Consider the following 21,950-nt stretch of genomic DNA (forward strand, 5'->3'; position numbering starts at 1 on the left):
GTTTTGCGTGTTAAATAGACGTAACCCTACGGTAGCCCCTGCCGATCCTGGCAGGAGTACGTCTTTGGGAGAGCCCCGAGTGGATCGCATCGCCCAGCTCACCACGCGCCCCGCGGGGCGCGAGATCGCATACGATCCGGCCGCCGCGCCGCCCTCTTTGCAGGTCAGGGCCGCGCAGGTGCTGGAGGGCAACTGGACGGGCCGGTCCACCGTGCCCTCCCGCGGCCTGTATCCGCACCAGTGGTCGTGGGACTCGGCGTTCATCGCGATCGGCCTGCGGCACCTGTCGCCGTTACGGGCCCAGACGGAGCTGGAGACGCTGCTCGCGGCGCAGTGGGGGGACGGGCGGATCCCGCACATCGTCTTCAACCCCTCCGTCCCGCTCGACGCGTACTTCCCGAGCCCCGACTTCTGGCGCTCGTCGGCCGCGGGGCGCGCCGCGGGCGCCCCGCGCACCGTACAGACCTCCGGGATCGTGCAGCCACCGGTCCACGCGCTCGCGGTGTGGCTGGTGCACCTCGCCGACCCGGGCCTGTCGCGGGCGCGCGGCTTCCTGCGCCGGGCCTACCCCCGGCTCGCCGCCTGGCACCGGTACCTGGTGGCCCGGCGCGACCTGGGCGGAGGCGGCCTGGTCTCCGTCGTGCACCCCTGGGAACAGGGTATGGACAACAGCCCCTGCTGGGACCGCCCGCTGTCCCGGGTCACTCCCGCCCCGGCCCGTTCCTTCCGCCGCGCCGACCTCGACCACGGCGCGCCCGAGGACCGGCCGACGGACCTGGACTACGGGCGCTACGTGCGGCTGGCGGCGGACTACCGGGACGGCGGATACACCGACGGGCAGGGCGAGTTCGCCGTGGAGGACCCCGCCTTCAACGCGCTGCTCATCGCCTCCGAGCACGCCCTGGCCCGGATCGCCGGCGAGCTGGGCGCATCCGGCCGGGAGCGCGCGGCCCGGGCCGAGCGGCTGACGGCGGCGCTGGTGGAGCGGCTGTGGGACCCGGCCGCCGGGATGTTCCTGTGCCGGGACGTGCGCGCCGGGGAGCCGATCCCCGAGCGCGGCGTCTCCGGACTGATCCCGCTGCTGCTGCCCGGCCTGCCGCGCGACCTCGCGGCCACCCTGGTCCGCACGGTCTGCGGCCCCCACTTCGGCCTCGGCGGCACGACCCGCCTGGTCCCGAGCTACGACCTGCTGGGCGAGGCCTTCGACGCGCACCGCTACTGGCGCGGCCCGGCCTGGTTCAACACCAACTGGCTGCTGGAGCGCGGCCTGCGGCTGCACGGCGAGCGCGGCCGGGCCGACGCCCTGCGCAAGGGCATCCTGCACACCGCCGGCGCCTCCGGCTTCGCGGAGTACGTCGACCCGTACACGGCACAGGCCTGCGGCACCACCGGCTTCGGCTGGACCGCCGCGCTCGCGCTCGACCTGCTGCACGACCGTCCCTCAGGGGACCGGAACGGCCTCACGGCGATCAAGGGAGGGGACCGGGGATGACGGACCGGCATCATCTGCTCGTGCACGGCCAGACGTTCGCCGCCGTGGGCGATCGCGGCGACATCAGCGGCTACCGGGGCGGCAGCGCCCCGGACGGCATGTTCGTACGGGACGCGCGGCACCTGAGCCGCTGGCAGCTCACCGTCGACGGCGCCGTGCCGGAGACGCTGACGCCGGTGGCCGACGGGGACACCGCGCGCTGCGTCCTCGTGCCGCGCGGCGGCCGCAACGAACCGCCCGCCTGCACGCTCTTTCGCGAACAGGCCGTCGGGGACGCCTCGTTCGTGGAGTCGCTGCGCGTCACCAGCAACCGGCCGGTGCCGACGACGGTCCGCCTCGCGGTCACGGCCGACGCCGACTTCGCCGACCAGTTCGAGCTGCGCTCCGACCACCGCACCTACACGAAGGCCGGAGCCGTCCGCTCCCGTCAGGTCCTCGACCACGGCGTGGAGTTCGTCTACCGGCGCGGCGAGTGGCGCTCGGTGACGAGCGTGACGGCCGAGCCCCGGCCGGACGCCGTGGAGGAGACCGGCACCGGCGCCCGCCGCCTGGTGTGGACGGTGGACCTCGCCCCGCACGGCACCGCCGAGCTGGTCCTGCGGGTCATCGCCCGCCCGCACGGCGACCAGCGCGCCCTGCGCGTGCCCCGCTCCCCCGCCGCAGTCCAGGAGCACCTCATCGCGCGGGAGGGCGCGTTCATGGAGGGCGTGGCGTTCCCCAGCGGCTGGCCCGAGCTGGCCGCGGCCTGCGCGCGGGGCCTGGCGGACCTGGCCGCGCTGCAGGTCCCGGCGACCGGCCCGGACGGCGAGGAACTGCGCGTCCCGGCCGCCGGCGCCCCCTGGTTCCTCACCCTGCTGGGCCGGGACGCCCTGCTGACCTCGCTGTTCGCCCTGCCCTACCGGCCGGGTCTGGCCGCCGCGACGCTGCCCGCGCTCGCCGCGACCCAGGCCACCCGGACCGGCGCCGACGAGGTCGCCCAGCCGGGGAAGATCGTGCACGAGGTGCGGCACGGCGAGCTCGCCCACTTCGGCCAGGTCCCCTACCGCCGCTACTACGGCTCGGTCGACGCCACCCCGCTGTTCCTCGTGCTGCTCGGCGCGTACACCGAGCACACCGGTGAGACGGCCCTGGCCCGCCGCCTCGAACCCCACGCCCGCGCCGCCGTCGGCTGGATGCTCGACCACGGCGGCCTCACCTCGCGCGGTTACCTGGTCTACCGCGCCGACCGGGGCGGCCTCGCCAACCAGAACTGGAAGGACTCCCCCGGCGCCATCTGCTCCGCCGACGGCACCCGCCCGCACGGCCCCGTCACGGCGGCGGGCGCCCAGGGCTACGCCTACGACGCGCTGCGCCGCACGGCGTGGCTCGCGCGCACGGTGTGGCAGGACGGGACGTACGCGGACCTGCTGGAACAGGCGGCCGGTGATCTGCGCGACCGGTTCCAGCGGGACTTCTGGATGCCGGAGCGGTCCTTCCCGGCCCTCGCGCTGGACGGCCGCGGCGACCGGGTGGACGCGCTCGCCTCCGACGCCGGGCACCTGCTGTGGTCGGGCCTGCTGGACAAGGAGTACGGCGAACAGGTCGGGCGGCGCCTGCTGGAGCCGGACTTCTTCTCCGGCTGGGGCGTGCGCACCCTGGCCGCCGGGCAGGCGGCGTACCACCCGCTGTCCTACCACCGCGGTTCCGTCTGGCCGCACGACAACGCGCTGATCGCCCTGGGCCTGGCCCGCTACGGACTGCACGACGAGGCCCGCGCGGTCGCCCACGGCCTGGTCGACGCGGCGGCCGTGACCGGGCACCGGCTGCCGGAGGTGCTCGCCGGGTACGGGCGCGACACCCACCCGGAGCCGGTGCCGTACCCGCACGCCTGTGTGCGCGAATCCCGGTCCGCGTCCGCCCCCTTGGCGCTGCTCACGGCGGTCGGCGGCGCCTGAGGGGCCGGTTGGGCGTTCGTTTGCCGGGTGTTTGCCGAGCGTCGGCCCGGCGGGCTGAACACACCCGCCGGGCGCCCCGTACGGAACGGAGGCGGACCCGTCCCCCCACGCGGGTCCGCCACTTCGCCGGGTTTCGTACGGGAAGGACCTCCGGGTGCCTGTCTTCACACGCCTGAGCCAGTCGTCGCCGTCGGGCGGTCCGGAGGCCGGGCCCGCGACGGAGCCGGAGGCGGCACAGGAGGCGGGGGCATCCGCCCCCGTGTCCCGGCTCGCGCACCTGCGGGCCTGGCGCACCCGTCACCCCCGGGCCGCCCGCGCCCTGCGCCGCACCACCACCGCCCTCGCGTCCGCGCTGGTCCTCGGTGCCCTGCTCCTGCCCAACACGCTCCCCGCCCTCGCACCGGGCAGCTTCACCCGGGTCCCGGCGGAGGCGGTCGCCGGGGTCGTCGTCGCGCTGGCACTGCCCCGCCGGCCCCGGCTGGCCGCGGCCGTGCTCTACGGACTCGGCCTCACCGTGCTGACCGCCGTGAACCTGCTCGACATGGGCTTCAACGAATACCTGGGCCGGGGCTTCAACGCCGCGCTGGACTGGGACCTGCTGCCGGACGCCCAGGCGTACGTGGCGGACACGCTGGGCGCAGCGGTCGCGACGGCGGCCGCCGTCGGCGCGGTCGTCCTGATCCTGCTGCTCGCCGCCGTCCTGGTGGCTGCCACGGTCCGGCTCGCGGAGACGCTGGCCCGCCACCGGGCCCGGGCGACCCGGGGGGCGCTGGCCGCCGGGACCGTCTGGGTCACCTGCTCCGCCCTCGGACTCACGCTGTTCGGCGGTCCGATCGCCTCCGAGCGGGCGGCCGGTGCGCTGCGCGCGCACGCCCAGCGCACGGTGGACTCGCTGCGCGACGAGGCGGCGTTCGCGCGGCAGGCGAAGGCGGACAGCTTCGGCGCCACCCCGCCCGGTCAGCTCCTGCCCGACCTGCGCGGCAAGGACGTGATCTTCACGTTCATCGAGAGCTACGGCCGCAGCGCCATCGAGGACCCGGTCATGGCTCCCGGCGTCGGGCGGACCCTCGACACGAGCACCGAGGCCCTGGCCGAGGCCGGCTTCCACGCCCGCAGCGGCTGGCTGACCTCGGCGACCTTCGGCGGCAGCAGCTGGCTCGGCCACTCCACGGCCATGTCCGGACTGTGGATCGACAACCAGCGGCGCTACCGCACCGTGACCGCGGGCGAGCATCTGACCCTCACCAAGGCGTTCCGGAAGACGGGCGCGTGGGACACGGTCGGTGTGATGCCGGGGGTACAGAAGGGCTGGCCGGAGGAGGAGTGGTACGGCCTCGACCGGCTCTACGACGCCTTCGACCTGGGCTACCGCGGCCCGAAGTTCAGCTGGTCGACGATGCCGGACCAGTACGCGCTGGAGGCGTTCCAGCGCCGGGTGCACGGCAGGAAGCGGGACAAGCCGCTGATGTCGTTCGTCATCCTGACCTCCAGTCACCAGCCCTGGGCACCGATTCCGAGGATGGTCGGCTGGGACGAACTCGGCGACGGCTCCGTCTTCGACGCGATCCAGAAGGCCGGCAACAAGGCCTCGGACGTCCTCACCGACACCACCAGGTCCCGCGAGGAGTACGGGAAGTCCATCCAGTACTCGGTCACCAGCCTCACCCAGTGGCTGGAGCGCTACGGCACCGACGACACCGTCCTGGTCTTCCTCGGCGACCACCAGCCCATCGCCCGGGTCAGCGGCGACCGCGCCTCGCGGGACGTGCCGGTGTCCCTGGTCGCCAAGGACCCGAAGGTCCTGGAGAAGATCGACGGCTGGAACTGGACGGAGGGCCTCAAGCCCGCGGCCGACGCGCCGGTGTGGCGCATGGACTCCTTCCGCGACCGCTTCCTGAAGGCCTACGGCTCGACACCGCACCCCTCGAAGGGCTGATCAGCCGCCGGAGGTGTCGAGTTCGGCGTCCTCGCCGACGCCGGCGCAGTCGTAGGGGTCCTTGAGCCAGCCGTCCGGCAGCACCACCCGGTTGTTGCCGGAGGTGCGGCCGCGGGGTCCGTCGGCGCCGGCGGGCCAGGGCTGGTCGAGGTCCAGCTCGTCCAGGCCGGAGCGCAGCTCCTCCAGGGACGAGGTGATCGCGAGACGCTTGCGCATCTCGGAGCCGACCGCGAAGCCCTTGAGGTACCAGGCGACGTGCTTGCGGAAGTCGATCACGCCCCGGGACTCGTCGCCGATCCACTCCCCGAGCAGGGTGGCGTGCCGGACCATGACGTCGGCCACCTCGCGCAGGGCGGGGCGGGCGATGTCGTCGGTGCGGCCCTCGAAGGCGGCGACCAGGTCGGCGAAGAGCCACGGCCGCCCCAGGCAGCCGCGCCCGACCACGACTCCGTCGCAGCCGGTCTCGCGCACCATCCGCAGGGCGTCCCCGGCCGACCAGATGTCGCCGTTGCCGAGGACCGGGATCTCCGGGACGTGCTCCTTGAGCCGGGCGATGGCGTCCCAGTCGGCGGTGCCGCCGTAGTGCTGGGCGGCGGTGCGGCCGTGCAGCGCGATGGCGGTGACGCCCTCCTCGACGGCGATCCGGCCGGCGTCGAGGTAGGTGATGTGGTCGTCGTCGATGCCCTTGCGCATCTTCATCGTCACGGGCAGCTCGCCCGCGCCGCTGACGGCCTCGCGCAGGATCGCCCGCAGCAGGTTCCGCTTGTACGGCAGCGCCGAGCCGCCGCCCTTGCGGGTGACCTTCGGCACCGGGCAGCCGAAGTTCAGGTCGATGTGGTCGGCCAGGTCCTCCTCCGCGATCATGCGGACGGCCTTGCCGACGGTGACCGGGTCCACGCCGTAGAGCTGGATCGACCGGGGCCGCTCACTGGCGTCGAAGTGGATGAGCTGCATGGTCTTCTCGTTGCGCTCGACCAGCGCCCTGGTGGTGATCATCTCGCTGACGAACAGCCCCTTGCCGCCGCTGAACTCCCGGCACAGGGTGCGGAAGGGCGCGTTGGTGATCCCGGCCATGGGGGCCAGGACGACGGGCGGCTGGACGGTGTGCGGGCCGATCTGCAGGGGCGTGGACATGCCTCCATTGTGCCGTGCAATGGAATGGCAAAATTCATTAGTTAGGCACACTATCGAAATCGGCGTACGATGGACCGCATGCCCGAGCTCAGTCCCCGCCGCCGCGTGCTCGTGCTCGCGATCTGCTGCATGAGCCTGCTGATCGTGAGCCTGGACAACACGGTCCTGAACGTGGCCCTGCCCGCCATGCAACAGGACCTGCACGCCAGTACCTCGGGCCTGCAGTGGACGATCGACGCCTACACGCTGGTCCTGGCCTCGCTGCTGATGCTCGCGGGCTCCACCGCCGACCGGATCGGCCGCAAGCGCGTCTTCATGGCGGGCCTGGTCGTCTTCACGCTCGGCTCGGTGCTGTGCTCCCTCGCGCCGGACCTCGACGCCCTGATCGCCTTCCGGATGGTCCAGGCGGTGGGCGGCTCCATGCTGAACCCGGTCGCCATGTCGATCATCACCAACACCTTCACCGACCCGCGCGAGCGGGCCCGGGCGATCGGCGCGTGGGGCGCGGTCGTCGGCATCTCCATGGCCGCCGGCCCGCTGGTCGGGGGCCTGTTGGTGGAGTCGGTCGGCTGGCGCTCCATCTTCTGGATCAACCTGCCGGTGGGCCTGGCGGCCCTGCTGCTCACCCTGCGCTTCGTCCCCGAGTCCCGCGCGCCCCGGGCCCGTCGCCCGGACCCGGTCGGGCAGGTGCTGGTGATCACGCTGTTCGGTTCGCTGACGTACGCGATCATCGAGGCGCCGAGCACGCCCCCCGCGTCGCCGGCCCCGCTGCTGGTGCTGGCCCTGGCGGCCCTCGCCGCCCTGCTCCGGTACGAGCCGCGCCGCGCCGAGCCCCTGATCGACCTGCGCTTCTTCCGCTCGGCTCCGTTCAGCGGCGCGACGGCCATAGCCGTCAGCGCGTTCGCGGCGCTCGGCGGATTCCTGTTCCTGTCGACCCTGTACCTGCAGAACGTACGGGGGCTGACCGCCCTGGAGGCGGGTCTGTGGATGCTGCCCATGGCGGTGCCCACGTTCCTGTGCGCGCCGCTGTCCGGCCGCCTGGTCGGCACGCGGGGCCCCCGGCTGTCCCTGGTGATCGCGGGCCTGGCGATGACGGCGAGCGCCGTCCTCTTCGCCGCGTTCGAGGCGGAGACGTCGAACGTCACCCTCTTCCTCGGCTACGTCCTGTTCGGTGTCGGCTTCGGCTTCGTCAACGCACCCATCACCAACACGGCGGTCTCCGGCATGCCGCGGGCCCAGGCGGGCGTGGCGGCGGCGGTCGCCTCGACGAGCCGGCAGCTCGGGCAGACGCTGGGCGTCGCGGTGGTCGGGGCGGTGCTCGCCTCGGGCGTGGGCGCGTCCTCGTACCGGGAGGCGTTCGTCTCCGCCGCGCGGCCGGGGTGGTGGATCCTCGTCGCGTGCGGGCTCGCGGTGCTGGCGCTCGGGGCCGTGACCAGTGGCCGGTGGGCCCGCGCGACCGCCGAGCGCACGGCCGCGAGGCTGGCGTCGCCGGAGGTGCGGGACGTGGCGGTGGCCGCGGAGCGCGCCTGACCGCGGGCGGGCCGGATGGTCGGTGCGATGCGCTTCACTGAGCGCCATGGAGCTCACACAGGCGACCGTCGGCGACCTGCTGGACCGCATCGGCCCGGAGGACGGCTGTCTCCACCCGCCCGGTGACACCGACCCGCAGGAGCTGACCGAGCTGCTCGGGGACCGCTACGGGGCACCGCGCACGCTCGTGCTCGACGGCGTCGCCGATCCTGCGGCCGGCGAGTCCGGCTGCTCGGACCTCCTCCTGCCCTTCGGGGACCGGGCCGTGACGCTCAGGGTGTGGGCGTACGGGGGGCAGTGGGTCGGTGCGGGGACGGCGCGTGACGGTGAGGGGGTCGTGCGGCCGGTGCCGGCCGTCGCCCGGCGCGAGGTGCCCGAGCCGCCGGCGGCCGGCCCGGGCGAGGGCGTCGACTGGGTGGAGCGGCTGGAGCGGATCACCGGCTGGACGCGGACCGGCCGGCGGCCGGAGGCGGACTGGGCGCAGACCGCGGCCCGCCTGGGCACCCCGCTGCCGGGCGACTACCGGCGCATGGTCGAGACGTTCGGCGCGGCGGCCTTCGACGCCTATCTGGACCTGTACCAGGAGCCGTGGACGCATCTGAGCGAGGACGGCCTGCTCGTCTGGGCGGGCACCGAGCACGAGGACCAGTACTGCTGGCGGACCGACGGCGACGACCCGGACCGCTGGCCCGTGGTCGTCCGGTCCTTCGACGACGAGGACGTGCTCTTCGCCTGCGGCAGCGCGGAGTTCGTCTGCCGCATCCTCACCGACCCGCGGCACCGCTTCACCATGGCCCGCTGGTTCGACACCCACTGGTTCATGCCCTACCGCGCGAGGGTCTGAGGGCCGCGTCACGTGATCGCGGCCGCGCGGTCTGACAATCCGCCCCCGGGGAAACCCTGTTGATGTTGGTCTTGCTGCACACTCCTTGCTGCGGGCCGACCGGACGGGCCGGATTCCTGGACGCGGGAGGCGTCATGGCACACATCGACACGAGCAAGGTCAGCCGCTGGGACCTGCACGGGCGCGAGCACGTGGTGCAGGTGCTGCGCACGGGCGTGCAGCGCACGATCAGATGCGACACCTGCGGCTGGCGCCGAGGCGCCCAGTTCCTGCCCTGGCTGAAGGCGCAGGAGCACCTGGCCCAGGCCCACCAGGCGACGGTGGACCCGACGGCGGCGTGAGCGGACGGGGCGGGAGCGGTCCTAGTAGAGGATCGAGGGCAGGTAGGCCCCGTCCGGCCGGTTGTAGAGGCCGACGGTCATCAGGCTCATCAGCTGCACGACCTTGAGACCGTGGGACAGGCACCACCGCAGCAGCACCGCGTCGCTCACGGGGACGAGGATGCCCGGGCCGCCGAACTGCGGGGCCGCCGCGATCAGTGCCTGGAGGTCCGGGGTGGTCTCGCCCACGGCGTGCGCGAAGAACGCCAGGTCGGTGGCGTATCCGGTGACGCGTCCCGCGCGCTCCACGACCCGGGCCGTGCCCTGTTTCAGCGCGTCGGCGACCTCGCCGCCGCGGTCGACGCCGTGGACCTGCCGGCACAGGTCGTTGCAGACGCCCAGGTCCGCGTCCGTGGCCTCCCGCACCGTGTACCCGGGCAGCGCGCGCTCGAGCGGCGGTCCCTGCACACAGGCGACGGTGGCGCGGTGGACGAAGCCGAGGCTGACATACAGGGAGAACGACCGGTTGTGGTAGCCGCTCTGCAGCAGGCGGACGCCCGGTGCCCCGCGCTCGGCGGCCCGCTCCAGCACGTCGCGCATCAGGCGGCGGCCCACGCCCGCGTTCTGCACGGCCGGGTCGACGGTGACCGGCCCGACCCCGACGACGGCCGAGCGCTCGTCGAGGAAGTTGCTGCCGACGATCCGCCCGTCGAGCTCGGCGACGACACCGTAGAACCCCGGGTGCGTCAGGGCGCCCTCGATCAGCGCGGCACCGGTCTCGGGGCTCGGGATGCCCGGCGGGAAGGCGTGCTCCGCGGCGACCCCGGCGAAGGCCTCGTAGCAGATGCGGCCGCACTCCGCGGCGTCGTCCGGGGTGCCCGGGCGGAGTATGAGTTCCACGATCGCCATCCCCTTCTTCGCGCATCCCCCGCGGCGACCCGCCCCTCGGTTTCCATCCTGGGCCTCCCGGGACCCGGGCGCACCCGGTGCGGCGCCTTGCTCAGGGCCGCAGGCCGCGCAGCAGCACGTCGACGACCGCCGTGAAGTCCGCCTCCGCCCCCGGCTCCTCCCACTCCCGGGCGTAACAGGGGTCGTGGAAGCGGCCCGTGGCCTGGAAGACCGCGCGGGCCGTGGCCTGCGGGTCGTCCGAGGCGAAGTCGCCGCTCGCCACGCCGTCGCGGACGATACGGGTCAACTGGGCGGTCAGGTCGGCGATGTGCTCGCCGACCGCCGTGCCGTTCTCGCCCGTGAGGACCGTGTACGTGGCGAACAGCTCCGGGTCCGCGCCCGCCTTGCGGCGCTTGGCGGCGAACAGCGCGGCCAGCCAGTCGCGCAGCCGGGTCGCCGGGTCGCCGTCACCGGCCGCGATCCCGGACAGCTCGCCGGAGGTGCGGTCCAGCCAGCGCTTGGTGACCGCCTCGCGCAGCGCCGCCTTCGTCCGGAAGTGCCGGTAGACGCTGCCGTGGCTGACGCCGAGCGCGCGGGCCACGTCCACCACGGTGGCCTTGGCCGGGCCGTGGCGGCGCAGCACCTCCTCGGTCGCTTCGAGGATGCGCTCGGCGGTCAGGGTCTCGCTGGTCGGTGCCATGTCCTGACCGTACCCGGAGCCCGGTTCACGCTTCGAGGTGCGCCATCTGCGCCGCCGGGTAGCGGTCGCCTGCCGCCGCACCGTCGGGCACGGCCTGTTCGATCGCGGCGAGGTCGCCCGCGTCCAGCGTCACGTCCAGGGCGCCCAGCGCCTCGGTGAGCCGGTCGCGGCGGCGGGCGCCGACCAGCGGCACGATGTCCTCCCCGCGGCTGAGCACCCAGGCGATGGCGATCTGCGCGACGGTGACGTCCTTCTGCTCGGCGATCTTCCGCAGCGCCTCGACGAGGCCGAGGTTGTGGGTGAGGTTGTCGCCCTGGAAGCGCGGCGACATCGCCCGGAAGTCGCCGGCGCCCAGCTGCCGGTCCGCCGTGAAGTGGCCGGAGATCAGGCCCCGGGAGAGGACCCCGTAGGCCGTGACGCCGATGCCCAGTTCGCGGACGGCCGGCAGGATCTCGGCCTCGATACCGCGCGAGATCAGGGAGTACTCGATCTGGAGGTCCGCGATCGGTGCCGTGGCGGCGGCCCGGCGGATGGTCGCGGCGCCGACCTCGCTGAGGCCGATGTGTCGTACGTACCCCGCCTCGACCAGCTCCGCGATCGCGCCGACCGTCTCCTCGACCGGTACGCCGGGGTCGAGCCGGGCGATGCGGTAGACGTCGATGTGGTCGACGCCGAGCCGCTGCAGGGAGTAGGCGGCGAAGTTCTTCACGGCGGCGGGCCGGCCGTCGTAGCCCGACCAGCTGCCGTCCGGGCCGCGCAGGGCACCGAACTTCACGCTGACCAGGGCCTGTTCACGCCGGGCGGCGGGCGCCGCGCGCAGGGCCTCGCCGATCAGCATCTCGTTGTGGCCCATGCCGTAGAAGTCGCCGGTGTCGAGCAGGGTGACGCCCGCTTCGAGCGCCGCGTGGATCGTCGCGATGGACTCGGCCCGGTTCGCCTCGCCGTACAGGGCGGACATGCCCATGCAGCCGAGACCGAGGGCGGAGACCTGGGGGCCGGTGGTTCCGAGGGATCGGGTTCGCATCGTCATGCCCTCCACGATGACATGACAGCTGACAGATTTCAATATCTGTCATTCAATACTTGTCAGCCCGCCTCCCGGTCCGCCTGTCCGCCACCGCGCCGTGACCGGCAGGAAGGCGGCCGGCAAAAAACGACGGTGCCGGGCCCCTCGCGGGAGGGGCCCGGCACCGTTGTGCGGAAGAGAAGGCGTCAGCAGCCGATCAGGCGGGCTGCCAGGTAGCCCTCGATCTGGTCGAGGGAGACGCGCTCCTGCTTCATCGAGTCACGCTCGCGGACGGTGACCGCGTTGTCCTCGAGCGTGTCGAAGTCGACGGTCACGCAGAACGGCGTGCCGATCTCGTCCTGACGGCGGTAGCGGCGACCGATGGCGCCGGCGTCGTCGAACTCGATGTTCCAGTGCTGCCGCAGCGCCTGGGCGAGGCCCTTGGCCTTCGGCGACAGCTCCGGGTTGCGGGACAGCGGCAGCACGGCGACCTTCACCGGGGCGAGGCGGTGGTCCAGGCGCAGCACCGTGCGCTTCTCCATCTTGCCCTTGGCGTTGGGCGCCTCGTCCTCGACGTAGGCGTCCAGCAGGAACGCCAGCATCGCGCGGCCGACACCGGCCGCGGGCTCGATGACGTAGGGGGTCCAGCGCTCGCCGGCCTCCTGGTCGAAGTAGGTGAGGTCCTGGCCGGAGGCCTTGGCGTGGGCGCCGAGGTCGTAGTCGGTGCGGTTGGCCACACCCTCCAGCTCGCCCCACTCACTGCCGCCGAACTGGAAGCGGTACTCGATGTCGGCGGTGCGCTTGGAGTAGTGGGAGAGCTTCTCCTTCGGGTGCTCGTACCACCGCATGTTCTCCTCGCGCAGGCCGAGGCCGGTGTACCAGTTCCAGCGCTGCTCCATCCAGTACTCCTGCCACTTCTCGTCCTCGCCCGGCTTGACGAAGAACTCCATCTCCATCTGCTCGAACTCGCGGGTGCGGAAGATGAAGTTGCCGGGCGTGATCTCGTTGCGGAAGGACTTGCCCATCTGGGCGATGCCGAACGGCGGCTTGCGGCGCGAGGTGGTCTGCACCTGCGAGAAGTTGGTGAAGATGCCCTGCGCGGTCTCGGGGCGCAGGTAGGCGACGGAGCCGGAGTCCTGCGTGGGGCCGAGGTGCGTGGACAGCAGGCCCGAGAACTGCTTGGGCTCGGTGAACTGGCCCTTGTTGCCGCAGTTGGGGCAGTTGACGTCGGCCAGGCCGTTCTCCGGCAGGCGCTTGTGCTTGGCCTCGTAGGCCTCCTCCAGGTGGTCCGCGCGGAACCGCTTGTGGCAGGAGGTGCACTCGGTCAGCGGGTCCGTGAAGGTGGCGACGTGGCCGGAGGCGACCCAGACCTCGGGGGCCAGGATCACGGACGAGTCGATACCCACGACGTCCTCGCGGGACGTCACCATGTAGCGCCACCACTGGCGCTTGAGGTTCTCCTTGAGCTCGACACCCAGCGGGCCGTAGTCCCAAGCGGCGCGCTGGCCGCCGTAGATCTCACTACAGGGGAATACGAAGCCACGGCGCTTGCTCAGGCTGACGATGGTGTCGATCTTGTCGGCGGCCACGGTGCTCTCTTCATTACGACGACGGGCGACGAAGCGAGATGCTTCCAGCGAATGACTCAGGTTACCGGCGGGGGCGCCCCCTCAATCAAATCGCTCCCCCTCCGGCGCCCTCAAGGCCCCGGTCAGGACGTTTGTTGACAACGGTTTCCATATTTGTTGAAAATGAGTGTCATGAACGTACGACGACGCCTCATACCCGCCGCCCTGGCCTCCGCTCTCGGCCTGGGCGCCCTGACCGCCTGCTCCAGCGACAGCGCGGCGACGGGCAACACGGACAAGTTCGACGTCGTCGCCTCCTTCTACCCGATGGCGTTCCTCGCCGAGCAGATCGGCGGCGGCCACGTGAACGTCACCAGCCTGACCGAACCCGGCCAGGAACCGCACGACCTGGAGATCAGCACCCGGCAGCGGGCGCAGCTGGAGGAGGCCGACGCGGCGCTCTTCCTCAAGGGCCTGCAGCCCGCCGTCGACGAGGCCGTCGCGCAGACCGGCATCAAGACGAAGATCGACGCGGCCTCGCTCACCACCCTCGAGGACCACGGCACCGGCGGCCACAGCCACGAGGGCGAGGAAGGGCACGCGGAGGAGGAGGGCCACTCCGAGGAGGAGGAGCACGCCCGCGACCCGCACGTCTGGCTGGACCCGGTGAAGTACGCCGAGATCGCCGAGGGCGTCGGCAAGGCCTTCGAGAAGGCCGACCCGGACCACGCGGCCGACTACAAGAAGAACACCGAGGCGCTGGTCGCGAAGCTGAACGGCCTGAACGGGGACTTCGAGAACGGCCTGAAGAACACCAGGACCAAGGTCTTCTTCACCAACCACGCCGCCTTCGGCTACCTCGCCGAGCGCTACGGCCTCACCCAGGAGGCCATCTCCGGCCTCGACCCCGAGAGCGAGCCCAGCGGGGCCCGGGTCAGGGAGCTCCAGGAGGAGGCCAAGGCCGACGGCGTCACCACCGTCTTCTACGAGACACTGGTCTCCGACAAGACCGCGAAGACCCTCGCCCGCGACGCGAACCTGAAGACGGACGTCCTCGATCCGCTGGAGGGCATCACCGACAAGTCCCGCGGCGACGACTACTTCCAGGTCATGGAAGCCAACCTCAAGGCCCTGCGGAAGGCCCTGGGAGCCAAGTGATCGACCCACCGGAGGACGGCATGACCGAGCCCGTCGTATCCCTGCGCGGCGTCCGCGCGGACCTGGGCTCGCGCCCCGTGCTGCGCGGCATCGACCTCACCGTGCGCCACGGCGAGGTCGTCGCGCTGCTCGGCGCGAACGGCTCGGGCAAGTCCACGGCCGTGCGCAGCGTCATCGGCCAGGTGCAGACCGCCGCCGGCGAGATCCGGCTGTTCGGCACGGACCGCGGGCGGTTCCGCGACTGGCACCGCGTCGGCTACGTGCCGCAGCGCACCACGGCCGCGTCCGGCGTGCCCGCCACGGTGACCGAGGTGGTCTCCTCCGGCCGTCTGTCCCGGGCCCGCTTCGGCGTGCTGCGCAAGGCGGACCACGCGGCCGTCCGGCGCGCCCTGGACCTCGTCGGCATGGCCGACCGGGCCAAGGACCCCGTCGACGCCCTCTCCGGCGGCCAGCACCAGCGCGTCCTGATCGCCCGCGCCCTCGCCTGCGAACCCGAGCTGCTGATCATGGACGAGCCGATGGCCGGCGTCGACCTGGCCAGCCAGGAGGTCCTCGCGCACACGCTGAGGGAACAGGTCTCCCAGGGCGCGACGGTCCTGCTCGTGCTGCACGAGCTGGGCCCGCTGGAGCCCCTCATCGACCGGGCGGTCGTCCTGCGCGACGGCTGCGTCGTCCACGACGGCCCGCCCCCCAAGGCCGTCGGACAGCACGCCCTGCCCGGCCACGACCACGTACACCCGCACGCACCGGCGGGCGCCGAACCGATCCGCACGGGACTGCTGAGCTGATGGACTTCCTCGACTACGCCTTCATGCAGCGGGCCCTGCTCGCCGCCGTCCTGGTCGGCATCACCGCTCCGGCCGTCGGCATCTACCTCGTGCAGCGCCGCCAGGCCCTGATGGGCGACGGCATCGGTCACGTGGCGATGACCGGCGTCGGCCTCGGCTTCCTGCTGACCTGGTCCCCGGTGTGGATGGCGACCCTGGTCTCCGTCCTCGGCGCGGTCCTCATGGAGCTGATCCGCTGGTACGGCAAGACCCGCGGCGACATCGCCCTCGCGATGCTCTTCTACGGCGGCATGGCCGGCGGTGTGATGTTCATCAACCTCGCGCCGACGGGCTCCAACGCCAACCTCACCTCCTACCTGTTCGGCTCCCTGTCGACGGTGTCCGAGTCGGACGTGACGGCCATCTGCGTGCTGGCCGCCTTCGTCGTGCTGGTCACCCTGGGCCTGCGGCGGCAGCTGTTCGCGGTCAGCCAGGACGAGGAGTTCGCGCGGGTGACGGGCCTGCCGGTGCGCGCCCTGAACCTGCTCACGGCGGTCACCGCGGCCGTCACCGTGACGGTGGCGATGCGCGTGGTCGGGCTGCTCCTGGTGAGCGCGCTGATGGTGGTGCCCGTGGCGGCCGCCCAGCAGATCGCCCGCAGCTTCGCCGCGACCTTCGTGGTCGCCGTCGCCATCGGGGTGAGCGTGACGATCGGCGGCACGGTCACCTCGTACTACCAGGACGTGCCGCCCGGCGCGACGATCGTGCTGCTGACCATCGGCGCGTTCATCGTGCTGACGGCGCTCGCGGCCCCGCTGGCCCGCCGCCGCGCCCGGGCCCGGGCCGCCGCGCACGCCGCGGGCGACCCCGCCGAGTGCGCGATCCCGGGCAGCCGGGAGGCCGCCGACGAGGTCGGTGTCTGACCGCCCTCACCCCGGGCTGGCACAATGGCCCGGGCAAGGCAGACGTGAGGAGGCAACGGTGACGACCGCTGGACCGTCCGTGAAGGGCCGCGCCACCAAGCAGCGGGCCGCCGTGGCGGCGGCCCTGCAGGAGGTCGACGAGTTCCGCAGCGCGCAGGAACTGCACGACATGCTCAAGCACAAGGGCGACTCGGTCGGGCTCACCACGGTCTACCGCACCCTGCAGTCCCTCGCCGACGCCGGCGAGGTCGACGTGCTGCGCACCGCCGACGGCGAGTCCGTCTACCGCCGCTGCTCCACCGACGACCATCACCACCACCTCGTGTGCCGCGCCTGCGGCAAGGCCGTCGAAGTCGAGGGCCCGGCCGTGGAGAAGTGGGCCGAGGCCATCGCCGCGGAGCACGGCTACGTCAACGTGGCCCACACGGTGGAGATCTTCGGCACCTGCGCCGACTGCGCGGCGGCCGCGAAGTAGACGACCGAACGCATCGCGAGCCGCGATCCGGCCTTTCGCTCCCACGCGGGCGCGCCGGCCCGGCGCCCCGAGCGGCACCTCCGTGCGGCGGTAGCCGCGGACCGGCCGGTTCTGTCGCAGGCGGCGCCGGCCCGGCCGCCGAGAGCGGCACCACCGTAGGGCGGCGGCGCAGGCGGTCAGCCCCCTCCTGGCTCCCCGGCACGCTCCGCACGCCTCGGCAGCGCCGAGGTGACCGCCGCGAGGAGCAGCACCGCGGCGGCGATGACGAGCAGCGCCCGCCCGGTGCCCAGCGGCACCAGCAGCAACGTGCCCAGCACACCCCCGGTGAAGATGCCGCCGACCGTGGCCGTCCAGCGCGTGCGCGCCAGCCGCTGCTGCGCCGGCATCCCGCGCAGCACCGTCCGGGGGCGCTTCAGCACATCGTTGACGAGTTCGGCGATGGCCGTCTGGGTCAGCAGGGTCGGCATGCCGGGGACGTGGACGCGCAGCGCGGTCGAGGCCCGTACCCCCATGGCCAGCGCGACGAGCGCGATGACGGCGTGGTCCTGGCCCGCGTCGGCGGCCGTCCGGGTGCCGTGCCGCCACAGCGTCACCACCCCGGCGGCCACCAGCAGCACGGCCTCGCAGCCCAGCCCGGCCGGGAACCACGCCCTGCCCCGCTCCGCGAGGGCCTTCAGCGCGACACCCGCGAGGGCGGCACCGGCGACGAACGCCCCGATCGCGGTGGCGGGCCGCGCCACCGAAACGTCGCCCTCCCTGGCGAGCGCGAAGGACAGGAAGAGCACGTTCCCGGTCGCCAGCGCGCAGAACACCTTGCCCATCGTCAGGAAGCTGACGGCGTCGACGGCACCGGCCAGCACGGTGAGCACGGTCAGCACCGTCACCCGCCGGGCATCACTCGCGAGGGCCGGGGACGCGTCGGGCATGCGGCCAGTGTGGGCGGCACGGCGGCCGCCCGCCGGGAGCGGACGGCCCAACACGCGGTCGATGGCTACGGCCGGCCTACCGCGGCCGGGCCGGGCCGCCGGCCGGGGCTACTGCTGCCTGCCCTCCATGGCCAGCAGCTCCTCGTTCGGGATGGCCCCGCCGAAGCGCCGGTCGCGGGAGGCGAACTCCAGGCAGGCCCGCCACAGGTCGCGCCGGTCGAAGTCCGGCCACAGCACGTCCTGGAAGACCATCTCGGCGTAGGCGCTCTGCCAGATCAGGTAGTTGGAGGTGCGCTGCTCGCCGCTCGGGCGCAGGAACAGGTCCACGTCCGGCATGTCCGGGTAGTACATGTACTTGGCGAAGGTCTTCTCGTTGACCTTGGACGGGTCGAGCCTGCCGCTGCGCACGTCCTCCGCGAGTGCCTTCGCCGCGTCGGCGATCTCGGCCCGGCCGCCGTAGTTCATGCAGAAGTACAGGGTCAGCCGGTCGTTGCCCTTGGTCTGCTCCTGGGCGATCTGGAGCTCCTTGGCGACGGACCGCCACAGCTTCGGCATCCGCCCGACCCAGCGCACCCGCACGCCCAGTTCGTCGAGCTGGTCGCGGGTCTTGCGGATGAAGTCCCGGTTGAAGTTCATCAGGAAGCGCACCTCGTCGGGCGAGCGCTTCCAGTTCTCGGTGGAGAAGGCGTACAGCGAGATGGCGCCCACGCCCATCTCGATGGCGCCCTGCAGCACGTCCAGCACGCGCTCGGCGCCGACCTTGTGTCCCTCGGTGCGGGGCAGGCCGCGGTCCTTGGCCCAGCGGCCGTTGCCGTCCATGACGATCGCCACATGCTGCGGTACGAGCTCCCCGGGGAGCTTCGGCGGCCGCGCGCCGGACGGGTGCGGCTCCGGCGTCCTGTACTCCCGGCGCTGGCGCCCCAGGATCCCGCGTACGGCCATGTGTGTCTCGTCTCCTCGTGCTTGCTTGCTTCGGTCACTTCTCGACGTAGCGCAGCGAGCGCAGGCCGCGCTCCATGTGCCAGTGCAGATAGGCGGACACCAGTCCGCTGCCCTCCCGGACGTGGCGCGCCTCGCACGCGTCGGCGGTCTCCCAGTCTCCCGTAAGCAGCGCGCCGAGGAGTTCCAGGGCCTGGGGCGAGGGTACGACGCTGCCGGGCACGCGGCAGTCCACGCAGACGGAACCGCCCGAGGCGACCGAGAAGAACCGGTTGGGGCCCGGCATCCCGCACTTCGCGCAGTCGCTGAAGGTCGGGGCGTAGCCGTTGACGGCGAGGGAGCGGAGCAGGAACGCGTCGAGCACGAGGTGCGGCGCGTGCTCGCCCCGGGCGAGGGTGCGCAGGGCGCCGACGAGCAGCAGGTACTGCTGGACGGCCGGCTCGCCCTCGTGGTCGGTGAACCGCTCGGCGGTCTCCAGCATGGCGGTGCCGGCGGTGTACCGGGCGTAGTCGGTGACGATCCCGCCGCCGTAGGGCGCGATGGTCTCGCTCTGGGTGCACAGCGGCAGCCCGCGGCCGACCAGCTCGCTGCCCTTGGCGAAGAACTGCACGTCGACGTGGGAGAAGGGTTCGAGGCGCGCACCGAACTTCGACTTGGTCCGGCGCACGCCCCGGGCGACCGCGCGTACCCGGCCGTGACCGCGCGTGAGCAGCGTGATGATCCGGTCCGCCTCACCCAGCTTCTGGGTGCGCAGCACGATGCCGTCGTCGCGGAACAGACTCATGGCGCCATTCTCGCAGGGTCAGTGCGTCAAGGGACCTCGCCCCTGCTGCGGGCGTTGGCGTACGCGGTCGCCGCGCGCAGCCGCTCGGCGGGGGTGGCGTGCCGGACGGCGCGGGGATCGGCGTCCCACTCCCTCCCGCCCCCGTACGGCCGCAACTGCACATAGGGCCCCTCATGCCCCATGACGATGCCGATGCGTCCGCTGCGGGTGTCCACGACGTAGGCGCCGACGGGGGGCTTCATCGCACCACCGCCGCGGCCGGGCGGGCGGGCCGGAGGGAGGGCCGGGCCTGGTCCGTGAGCGGGCAGGGGGCTTTCCGCGCGAAACTCACCGGGGCGAGTCCCGATGCCGGCCGGGACATTCCGGTCCTGGCGTTTTCCGCCCGCAATTCTTTCACCGCGTCCTCCGCTTCTTCGGCGCAGAGCGCCGAGTGTCGTGCCTCCACCGGCCTCCCCTTCCTTCCGGAGTTTCACTCTTCGCAATTTTTTGGTGACTCTCCGCGTCTATACTCGGGAAGGGTCTGTGTCGTACAACTGCGGCGCGGCACAAAGGGGTTCGGCATGATCGAATCGTGAATACGACAGGGAGGCCGCCCGGGACAGCGCCGGAGCCGCGAGCGGACCGGGAATGGTCCCTGCGCGCCGCGGAACCGGCCGATGTGGAGGCGATAGCGGAACTGCGGGCGGTGGTGATGCGCCCGGATCTGGAAAGGCTGGGCCGCTACGACCCGGACCGGGTGCGCCGGCGCCTGCGGGACGGCTTCCGCCCCGAGCACACGTCGGTCGTCCTGGTGGCGGGCGCCTTCGCGGGCAGCGTCGCCCTGCGCCCGGCGGAGGAAGGCCACTGGCTGGAGCACTTCTACCTCGCGCCCGGCGTCCAGGGCCGGGGCCTCGGCTCGGCGGTGCTGCGTACGCTGCTGAGCGGGACGGACGCCACCGGTACCGCCGTCCGTCTCGACGTCCTGCGGGGCAGCCCGGCGCGCCGCCTCTACGAACGTCACGGCTTCCGGGTGGAGAGCGAGAACGCGACGGACGTCCTCATGCTCCGCCCCCCGGCGGGAGGCGGGGGTAATCCCCCGGCGGAATGAGGGAGTTGCCCGGATGTGGGGTGGAGCCGGGGCGCGTCAGGATCGGCTCATGGACTGGAAACAGATCACGCGTCACGCCTCACTCGCCGCGGCCTCGGCGGTGCTGCTCTCCCTCGCCGTCCCGCTGACCGCGTCCGCCGGCAGCGCCGAGCCGCTCACCTGGTCCGCCTGCTCCGGCGACGGCCTCGACCCCAGACAGCAGTGCGCCACCGTCGAAGTCCCCATGGACTATTCCGACCCGGACGGGCGGACCATCGAGATCGCCGTCTCCCGCATTCCGAGCGAGAAGCCCTCCGCCCGCCGCGGCGCGCTGTTCCTCATCCCCGGCGGCCCGGGCGGGGACAGCCTCTCCGACCCCTCCGGCAAGGGGCAGAAGCTGCCGCGGAAGGTGCGCGAGGCCTACGACCTCATCGGCTTCGCGCCGCGCGGCATGGCGCCCTCCACCGCCGTCGACTGCAAGCTCGACCCCGCCGACCTCAGCCGGACCAAGCTGCTGCCCTGGCCCGGCCCTGACGGTTCCGTCGCCGGGAACATGGCCACCGCCCGGCGCATGGCCGAGGCCTGCGGCCGCAACGGCGGTGAGCTGATCCGGCACATCAGCACCGCCAACGAGGCACGCGACCTCGACCGCGTCCGGGCCGCGCTCGGAGAGCCGAAGATCTCCGCGTGGGGCGTCTCGTACGGCACGTACGTCGGCGCCGTCTACCGCCAGTTGTTCCCGCACCGCACCGACCGCATCGTGCTGGACAGCAACAACGACCCCGACCCCACCCGGGTGACCCGCGGCTGGCTCGCCGCCTTCGAGCGGGGCGTGGAGGACAACTTCCCCGAGTTCGCCGCCTGGGCGTCGCGCCCCGGGAATCCGTACCGGCTGGCCGATTCCGCCGCCGGGGTGCGCTCCGGCTTCCTGCGCCTGGCCGCGCGGCTGGACCGCGAGCCGCTGCCCTGGCCCGGCGCCGACCCGGAGCGGCTGGACGGCACCGTGCTCCGCCAGACCATGCTGAGCAGCCTCTACGACCCCGACGACTATCCGGTCCTGGCCCGGACGATCCTGGCCGCCCGCAAGGGCACCGTGCCGCCCGTGCCCGAGTCCCCGCCCGAGCCGGTCCTGCAGAACGTCGCCGCGGTCGGGATCGGCACCATCTGCAACGACGTCGACTGGCCCGACTCGGCCGCCGCCTACCAGGGGGACGTCGACGAGAGCCGGGCGCGGTTCCCGCTGACGGCGGGCATGCCGCGCGGGCCGATGGCGTGCGCCGCCCTGCCGTACGAGCCGAGGGAACCGGCCGTGCGGATCACCGCCCGCGGGCCGTCCAACGTGCTGCTCGTGCAGAACGAGCGGGATGTCGCGACCCCGCTCAGCGGCGCCCTGAGGCTGCGCCGGGCACTCGGCGACCGGGCCGTGATGGTCACCGTGAACTCCACGGGCCACGACGCCTACCTCGCCAACGGCAACGCCTGCGGCGACCGGGCCGTCTCCCGCTTCCTCGCCACCGGCGAGCGGCCCGGGTCCGACCTGTACTGCGCGTGACGTCGTCA

Annotated in this window: 21 protein-coding genes; 12 read left to right on the forward strand and 9 right to left on the reverse strand. The window is 72.9% G+C overall.

Features of this window, described 5'->3' with window-relative positions; genetic code table 11:
* Positions 1-79: 79 nt before the first annotated feature.
* The 3 genes from CHR28_RS39010 to CHR28_RS26255 all read left to right on the forward strand — a co-directional run bounded on the left by CHR28_RS39010 (position 80) and on the right by CHR28_RS26255 (position 5,362).
* Entirely contained in the window at positions 80-1,492 is a 1,413-nt protein-coding gene (locus CHR28_RS39010; RefSeq protein ID WP_094056162.1) for an MGH1-like glycoside hydrolase domain-containing protein, read from the forward strand.
* Positions 1,489-3,426 carry an amylo-alpha-1,6-glucosidase gene (locus CHR28_RS39015; RefSeq protein WP_094056163.1) on the forward strand — a complete coding sequence of 646 codons (1,938 nt, stop codon included), beginning with the start codon at positions 1,489-1,491 and terminating at the stop codon, positions 3,424-3,426. Before CHR28_RS39010 ends, CHR28_RS39015 begins: the two co-directional genes overlap by 4 nt.
* A gap of 154 nt (positions 3,427-3,580) precedes the next feature.
* Complete coding sequence (locus CHR28_RS26255) at positions 3,581-5,362, forward strand: CDP-alcohol phosphatidyltransferase (protein ID WP_094056164.1); 1,782 nt, start codon at positions 3,581-3,583, stop codon at positions 5,360-5,362.
* On the opposite strand, the gene dusB is transcribed toward CHR28_RS26255, so the two are convergent.
* Complete coding sequence (dusB, locus tag CHR28_RS26260) at positions 5,363-6,496, reverse strand: tRNA dihydrouridine synthase DusB (RefSeq protein WP_094056165.1); 1,134 nt, start codon at positions 6,494-6,496, stop codon at positions 5,363-5,365. It abuts the gene before it with no gap.
* A 78-nt stretch (positions 6,497-6,574) separates the two neighbouring features.
* On the opposite strand from dusB, the gene CHR28_RS26265 reads away from it, so the two are divergent.
* From CHR28_RS26265 to CHR28_RS26275, 3 genes are all read left to right on the forward strand, one after another.
* A complete protein-coding gene (locus CHR28_RS26265; protein WP_094056221.1) occupies positions 6,575-8,026 on the forward strand; it encodes an MFS transporter in 1,452 nt (483 codons plus the stop codon).
* 46 nt (positions 8,027-8,072) lie between these two features.
* Positions 8,073-8,870, forward strand: coding sequence for a hypothetical protein (locus CHR28_RS26270; RefSeq protein WP_094056166.1), 798 nt, complete (start codon positions 8,073-8,075; stop codon positions 8,868-8,870).
* Positions 8,871-9,004: 134 nt separating this feature from the next.
* Positions 9,005-9,211 carry a hypothetical protein gene (locus CHR28_RS26275; protein ID WP_094056167.1) on the forward strand — a complete coding sequence of 69 codons (207 nt, stop codon included), beginning with the start codon at positions 9,005-9,007 and terminating at the stop codon, positions 9,209-9,211.
* Between the two features lie 21 nt (positions 9,212-9,232).
* On the opposite strand, the gene CHR28_RS26280 is transcribed toward CHR28_RS26275, so the two are convergent.
* The 4 genes from CHR28_RS26280 to CHR28_RS26295 all read right to left on the reverse strand — a co-directional run bounded on the left by CHR28_RS26280 (position 9,233) and on the right by CHR28_RS26295 (position 13,373).
* A complete protein-coding gene (locus CHR28_RS26280) occupies positions 9,233-10,099 on the reverse strand; it encodes a GNAT family N-acetyltransferase (protein WP_094056168.1) in 867 nt (288 codons plus the stop codon).
* A 91-nt stretch (positions 10,100-10,190) separates the two neighbouring features.
* The gene (locus tag CHR28_RS26285; protein WP_094056169.1) at positions 10,191-10,778 is read right to left on the reverse strand and encodes a TetR family transcriptional regulator; all 588 of its coding nucleotides are present in this window, start codon (positions 10,776-10,778) and stop codon (positions 10,191-10,193) included.
* A gap of 25 nt (positions 10,779-10,803) precedes the next feature.
* Complete coding sequence (locus CHR28_RS26290; protein WP_094056222.1) at positions 10,804-11,808, reverse strand: aldo/keto reductase; 1,005 nt, start codon at positions 11,806-11,808, stop codon at positions 10,804-10,806.
* A 182-nt stretch (positions 11,809-11,990) separates the two neighbouring features.
* Complete coding sequence (locus CHR28_RS26295; protein WP_094056170.1) at positions 11,991-13,373, reverse strand: glycine--tRNA ligase; 1,383 nt, start codon at positions 13,371-13,373, stop codon at positions 11,991-11,993.
* A gap of 171 nt (positions 13,374-13,544) precedes the next feature.
* Between CHR28_RS26295 and CHR28_RS26300 the strand changes: the two genes are divergently transcribed.
* From CHR28_RS26300 to CHR28_RS26315, 4 genes are read left to right on the forward strand one after another with little or no spacing between them, the layout of a single operon-like run.
* Positions 13,545-14,510: a metal ABC transporter solute-binding protein, Zn/Mn family gene (locus tag CHR28_RS26300; RefSeq protein ID WP_094056171.1), complete on the forward strand. Its 966-nt coding sequence runs from the start codon at positions 13,545-13,547 to the stop codon at positions 14,508-14,510.
* A 20-nt stretch (positions 14,511-14,530) separates the two neighbouring features.
* Positions 14,531-15,298, forward strand: coding sequence for a metal ABC transporter ATP-binding protein (locus CHR28_RS26305; protein WP_094056223.1), 768 nt, complete (start codon positions 14,531-14,533; stop codon positions 15,296-15,298).
* On the forward strand, positions 15,298-16,200 hold the full coding sequence (locus CHR28_RS26310) for a metal ABC transporter permease (RefSeq protein ID WP_094056172.1): 903 nt from the start codon (positions 15,298-15,300) through the stop codon (positions 16,198-16,200). The genes CHR28_RS26305 and CHR28_RS26310 overlap by 1 nt, the downstream gene beginning before the upstream one ends.
* Positions 16,201-16,258: 58 nt before the next feature.
* Positions 16,259-16,675, forward strand: coding sequence for a Fur family transcriptional regulator (locus CHR28_RS26315; protein ID WP_094056173.1), 417 nt, complete (start codon positions 16,259-16,261; stop codon positions 16,673-16,675).
* 176 nt (positions 16,676-16,851) lie between these two features.
* Here the strand turns inward: CHR28_RS26315 and CHR28_RS26320 are convergent, their stop codons facing one another.
* The 4 genes from CHR28_RS26320 to CHR28_RS26335 all read right to left on the reverse strand — a co-directional run bounded on the left by CHR28_RS26320 (position 16,852) and on the right by CHR28_RS26335 (position 19,566).
* Positions 16,852-17,601 carry a YoaK family protein gene (locus CHR28_RS26320; RefSeq protein ID WP_094056174.1) on the reverse strand — a complete coding sequence of 250 codons (750 nt, stop codon included), beginning with the start codon at positions 17,599-17,601 and terminating at the stop codon, positions 16,852-16,854.
* Positions 17,602-17,709: 108 nt separating this feature from the next.
* The gene (locus CHR28_RS26325) at positions 17,710-18,543 is read right to left on the reverse strand and encodes an isoprenyl transferase (protein ID WP_094056175.1); all 834 of its coding nucleotides are present in this window, start codon (positions 18,541-18,543) and stop codon (positions 17,710-17,712) included.
* 34 nt (positions 18,544-18,577) lie between these two features.
* A complete protein-coding gene (recO, locus tag CHR28_RS26330) occupies positions 18,578-19,324 on the reverse strand; it encodes a DNA repair protein RecO (protein ID WP_094056176.1) in 747 nt (248 codons plus the stop codon).
* Between the two features lie 26 nt (positions 19,325-19,350).
* Positions 19,351-19,566 carry a hypothetical protein gene (locus tag CHR28_RS26335; RefSeq protein WP_094056177.1) on the reverse strand — a complete coding sequence of 72 codons (216 nt, stop codon included), beginning with the start codon at positions 19,564-19,566 and terminating at the stop codon, positions 19,351-19,353.
* 329 nt (positions 19,567-19,895) lie between these two features.
* Here CHR28_RS26335 and CHR28_RS26345 point away from each other — a divergent pair, with 329 nt between their 5' ends.
* Entirely contained in the window at positions 19,896-20,411 is a 516-nt protein-coding gene (locus CHR28_RS26345; RefSeq protein WP_256984413.1) for a GNAT family N-acetyltransferase, read from the forward strand.
* Between the two features lie 49 nt (positions 20,412-20,460).
* Positions 20,461-21,942 carry an alpha/beta hydrolase gene (locus tag CHR28_RS26350; RefSeq protein WP_094056179.1) on the forward strand — a complete coding sequence of 494 codons (1,482 nt, stop codon included), beginning with the start codon at positions 20,461-20,463 and terminating at the stop codon, positions 21,940-21,942.
* Positions 21,943-21,950 lie beyond the last annotated feature (8 nt).

It is taken from the genome of Streptomyces sp. XY006 (assembly GCF_002237655.1).
Lineage (GTDB): Bacteria > Actinomycetota > Actinomycetes > Streptomycetales > Streptomycetaceae > Streptomyces > Streptomyces levis.